This is a genomic window from Streptomyces sp. NPDC051133, assembly GCF_040682635.1.
In the GTDB taxonomy this organism is placed as follows: domain Bacteria; phylum Actinomycetota; class Actinomycetes; order Streptomycetales; family Streptomycetaceae; genus Streptomyces.
This window is the reverse complement of record NZ_JBFBBK010000129.1, coordinates 1-5,088: the sequence shown is the minus strand read 5'-3', so window position 1 is coordinate 5,088 and position 5,088 is coordinate 1. Positions and strand designations below refer to the sequence as shown.

Below are 5,088 nucleotides of genomic sequence, written 5' to 3'. Positions count from 1 at the left end.
GTAGCGGGAGACGGCGTCGCGCACGGCGGGATCGTCCCAGGACAACGGCAGGTGCACTTCCCGGCTGGGCACGGTGAGTTCGCCTGTGGCCGGGAGGAACTCCTCGGCCTCCCTCACCATGCCCAAGAGAGTCTCCAGTGGGAGTGTGTCGGGATCGACATGGAGATGCAGGGAACGGACGCCGGGGGTGATGTCGATGAGCCCGCGTGGCCTCATGGCGAAAAGGTGCTCTTGCAGGGCGTACGCCCGCAGACGAAGCCCCAGGTCCAGCTCCATCGGGCCGTACTCGACCAGAAGGTTGTCTTCCGCTCCACGACGGTAGACCACGAGGGTGCCGTCGGCCGTCTCCCCACGGGCCATGACGGCATCTATGCGCCCGTCGCGCACTGCTGGCGCCTGCGCTCTTGGGCGCCGGGCGGGACAGACGCGTGCGGAGCCGGCGTCTGGAGCAGAGACGAGGCGGAAACGGACGGTGTCGCCAGGCCGCAGCTGCCCGATCTTCCACCGGTCCGCCGTGGCCACCGTCATGGGACAGACGTAGCCACCCAGACTCGGGCCGTCGGGTCCGAGAATGACCGGTGTGTCGCCAGTGAAATTGATCCCTCCGACGGAGTAGGGAGTGTCGTGGATGTTGGACGGGTGCAGGCCGGCTTCGTCCGCGTGCTTGCGGGCCCAGAGAGGATGTGTTCCCACGAGACGCACACCACTGCGGGCCGAGTGGGCGTGGACCTCCCACGCTCCGGCGAAGATCTCTCGCATACCCTGAGGAGTGATGAAGTCAGGTGCGGCGTGTGGCCCTTCATATACGGCGATGTCCCACTGATGGGTGAACACCGGGGGCGGGCCGGGCGGCTGAGTGGGCCGAGGGGCGTCCGACCCGCGGGCTCCGCGCCCGGACCTGAGTACATCTCCGGTGCGCAGGGGGCGCCCTGCGTGTCCCCCGAAGCCGCCGAGTGGGAACGTGGCGGCGCTTCCCAGGTATTCGGGTACCTCCAGGCCTCCCAGGATCAGAACGTAGGTCCGCACACCCGTTGTCTCGGGAGCGGTCACTTCAAGGCATGCATCTGCACCGACGGAGACCGGTTCCCACTGCGGGACAGGACGGCCATCTACGGTCACACGTGCCGGGGCTCCGGTGACGCAGACGGAAGTCTCTGCAGTGAAGCGCAGGATGGGCCCCTCCCACGTGCACTCCAGTCCAGGTGCACCCTCGGCATTGCCCAGTGCCTGATTGCCTGAGCGGAAGGACAAGCTGTCCATGGGGCCGCTGGGCGGGACTCCGACATGCCAGTAGCCGGTGCGGCCGGGCCAGTCCTGGACAGTGGTCAACGTGCCTGCCCGGACGACTTCGATCCGAGGGCGCAGGTCCCGGATGCCGGACAGAGTCATGGTGGTCACCTTGCCGCCCAGGACCTCCTTGCTTCGGCAAGCCTCGCGCAACAGGCCGAGGTTGGTCTCCACTCCTTCGATACGCGTGCGTTCCAGTGCGCGGTGCAGCGCACCGAATGCCTGGTGTCGGTCTGCTCCGGAAGCGATGATTTTTGCGAGCAGAGGATCGTAGTCGCTGGTGATTTCCTGACCGGTTTCCACTCCGGCGTCCACACGCACATCGCCGGGGAACTGCACGAGTGTGAGCAGCCCAGAGCTGGGCAGGAAGTCATGCGAGGGATCTTCTGCGTACAGCCGTGCCTCGACGGCATGGCATCGGCTAGGTGGGGGATCGAAACCGATCTCGGTGAGCAGGCCTCTGTCTCCGTCGGCCAGGCGCAGCATCAGGACGACAAGGTCGAGACCCGTCACCATTTCAGTCACCGGATGTTCGACTTGCAGGCGCGGGTTCCCTTCGAGGAACCAGGCCTGCTCGGTGTCCACATCGTAGAGGAACTCGACGGTTCCGGCAGACCGGTAGGCCATCCCCTGGCACAAGCGGCGTGCCCAGGAGTGCAGTCGGCCGCGGATCGCTTCGCTCAGATGGGGTGCCGGAGCCTCTTCGAGAACCTTTTGGTGCCGCCGCTGCAGGCTGCAATCGCGAGTGCCCAGAATGGACACCTCGCCGCGGCCGTCTCCGAAGACCTGCACTTCCACATGCCGGGCATGTGTCACGAGACGTTCGAGGAAGACCCCGCCACCTCCGAAGGAGGCCTCTGCCTGACGATCGACGCGGTGCACTATAGCGGGAAGGTCCCTGGGGCTGTCGCAGCGATGCATACCGATGCCGCCCCCTCCGCGGGCAGCTTTGACCATGAGCGGGTATCCCAGTGACTCAGCGGCATGAAGCGCGTGCTCACGGTCACTGATCAGCGGGGATGCAAGGATGACAGGAACGCCGGCTCGCTCGGCAGCCCGCCGCGCGGCTTGCTTGTCTCCGAAGGTCTCAAGATGCGCAGGGCTGGGGCCTACGAAGGACATGCCGACGGCTTCGACCGCAGCGGCGAACCGCGAATTCTCCGCGAGGAAGCCGTACCCGGGGTGCACTGCATCGGCCTCGACGTCCGAGGCTGCCTGAAGAATACGTGGAATCGAGAGGTAGCTTTCGCTCGCAGGCGGCGGGCCTATCCGCAGGGCTTGATCGGCCATCCGCACATGAGGGGCTGATCGGTCAGCATCGGAATACACCGCCACCGTGCGGATTCCACAGGCTTGTGCGCCAGCTATAAGGCGGCAGGCGATTTCCCCCCGGTTGGCGATGAGAATGGTGTGGAACATGACCCTCAGCCGGAAGACGATGAGTGACCTTATTTCTGGACACCGCCGCCGACGAGCGGGTGTTGGGACGAGCCCAGGAGTCTTCCGCTCACCGGCTGCGGCCACGCCATGACGCGGCGCGGGTTGCGAGCTCACGCCAGCCGCACGCCTGGCTTCAAGGCTACTTGGCGGCTGACCATTACGCCCTTCGGGGGAATCTCGTCCGCGGGCTTGGACGGTGCCGGTGACAGTGTGCTTGCGATCGTGACGGAGTTGGCGCCGAAGTCGCCGCAGCACTGCGTTGCTGTCAAATTCTCCCTGCCGTCGACGTGGATCTCCGCCCGCGACGAACCTCAGATGGGGGAGGTTGGTCGAAATTCAGCCGTTCGTGACGTCACGGGGCAGTGACGTCGATGATCCGGTTTGCAACTTTTGACGCAGGTGATCCTCTCTAGGAGCGGTTGTAGTTATGCAATCAACCTTCTCCTGAATGGGGTCATGCTGAAGCCTTGACCTGCAGAGAGGCTCAGGGGAGTACCTCTGGTCGCCACGACTGTCTGAAAGCCGAAACGCATGGATGCGTCAAACGCGCCTATGGGCAACACTGCACGCGTGTCAGGCAGACCGGTCCTGCCCGCGAAGGAGGAGACGCGGAAGACGATCTACGTGGAGTAGGGACTGCGTAGATTGAACGCAGGCCGTACTGAGGGGTTGTGGGGACCCCGAGGCGGTTGAGCCTGTCACTCGGTTGGGCCCGCATCAGTGGGGGGTGCGGGCCCAGACCGTGTTTCCCTGCGCTTGGCGTTTCCTTACCCCATTGCGCCGGCATCTAAGCACCTGATGGTGGCTGGCGGATCCTTCGGACTGACTGCTGTCCGTCAGTACACGCCGCCAACTCCTCGAGGCGCCGCCGCTGTTGTCGATGGCGGAGTGTTGGGCGGTGTCCGGGACCGGAAGCGGAGGTCTTCGTCGGCCTCGGTGCCCTTGGCAACGCCGACCGGGACGGCTGGTTCGTCGCGGTCAGTGCGCCAGCTGTGCATGACACCGGTCGACGGAGGCGCTGGAGCGCATCGCCGAGGAGCGGGAGGCGGTGCCGTAGCTGCCGGGCGGCCCGGGATCGTGGGCGATGGCCGTGGGCCGTCGCGGTGTGATCACGAGCGCTCGCGGTCCTCTGCGTATCCGGCTGCTGGGATCGAGCAGGCCGTCGGGTGGGGCTGAGGCACAGCGGTGTCAGCAGCAGGCGCCTATCCTCGTCGAGGTCGCGACCGCGCTCTCGACCTGCGCGGCAGAGGGCCGCCGTATGGGCCTCTCGCTCTTGACCGTGCCCGGGCCCGCTTGGTCCCAGAGCGGGGCGAGGTCGTCGGTGAGGACGACGTCCTCCTTGTTCTGGTGGACCTGTGCCAGATCACGTAGATGCTGCCGCCCGCGGACGCGCCGACGACAGCGCTGCAGTGAGCGCACAGCACGTCTGCACCGACGCACTCCTGGCCGCGCCGCGATCTCTCGCCGAGGACGTTGACCGGCGCGGTCTCGCCACATGCGTCATGGAACCTTCCAAGTGTGAGCCGGGCTCCGCTGCCAACGCGTCCAGGGGCTTGGTTCAGCAGGGCAGATCATCTTGGCCCGGTCTCAAGGGTGGCGGTTGTGGTGCCGAAGGTGTCGGTTTGGCCTCTCCACGTGCGGGTGCCACGCGCACTAACTTCTTTATGTGGCTGGCAGCGCCCGTCCTGCAGCGACCTCTGGGTATTGAGGTCCATTAAGGAAATCCTGCCTGCTGCTTTGAAATGGATTGCTAATTGAGTGAGGGTAAACCGAATGTCCGTTGATAATTCTCGCACATACCTGAGTAGGATCATGTCGTGGTGTGGCCCCAAAATGCGCCTGTCGGCGGATGCGCCGTCGTCCTCGGCAGCCACAGGGGCGGAGGCGGCGCCCGCTGACAGGGCGCCGTTGAAGGTGGGCCTGCTGGCGGGTATCGAGGCCAAGCCTGAATATGTGCAGCAGGTGGAGCGGCTTCTGACGGATGCGGTGGGGCTGGCCAATGAGGAGGAGGGAACGACGGTCTGGTATTCCTTCCGCAGCGGGCGCACCTCTTTTGGGATTTTTGATGCTTTCGGCGGTGAGGTTGATCGTCAGGCCCATCTGCATGGGAAGATCGCCAGTGCGCTGACTACACGTCCAGGGCTGGACATGCTGACCAGTCATCCCACCATTCAGAAGGTCAATGTCCTTGCTGCCAAGCGAACGCCTTTCGACGGCCCGAATCCACTGAGTGTGGGCCTGCTGGCGGGTATCGAGGCCAAGCCTGAATATGTGCAGCAGGTGAAGCGGCTTCTGACGGATGCGGTGGAGCTGGCCAACGAAGAGGAGGGAACGACGGTCTGGTATTCCTTCCGCAGTGGG

At 65.1% G+C, this 5,088-nt stretch carries 3 protein-coding genes; 1 reads left to right on the top strand and 2 read right to left on the bottom strand.

Going from position 1 to position 5,088, the window contains the following annotated elements; genetic code table 11:
* Both AB0N17_RS45130 and AB0N17_RS45125 read right to left on the bottom strand, forming a co-directional pair.
* Positions 1–2,706: 5-oxoprolinase/urea amidolyase family protein (locus AB0N17_RS45130; RefSeq protein ID WP_366017509.1), on the bottom strand; the 2,706-nt coding region annotated here is incomplete at its 3' end.
* A gap of 999 nt (positions 2,707–3,705) precedes the next feature.
* Positions 3,706–3,840 (bottom strand): hypothetical protein, encoded by a 135-nt coding sequence (locus tag AB0N17_RS45125; protein WP_366017508.1) that lies wholly within the window; start codon positions 3,838–3,840, stop codon positions 3,706–3,708.
* A 720-nt stretch (positions 3,841–4,560) separates the two neighbouring features.
* On the opposite strand from AB0N17_RS45125, the gene AB0N17_RS45120 reads away from it, so the two are divergent.
* Positions 4,561–5,088: hypothetical protein (locus AB0N17_RS45120; RefSeq protein WP_366017507.1), on the top strand; the 528-nt coding region annotated here is incomplete at its 3' end.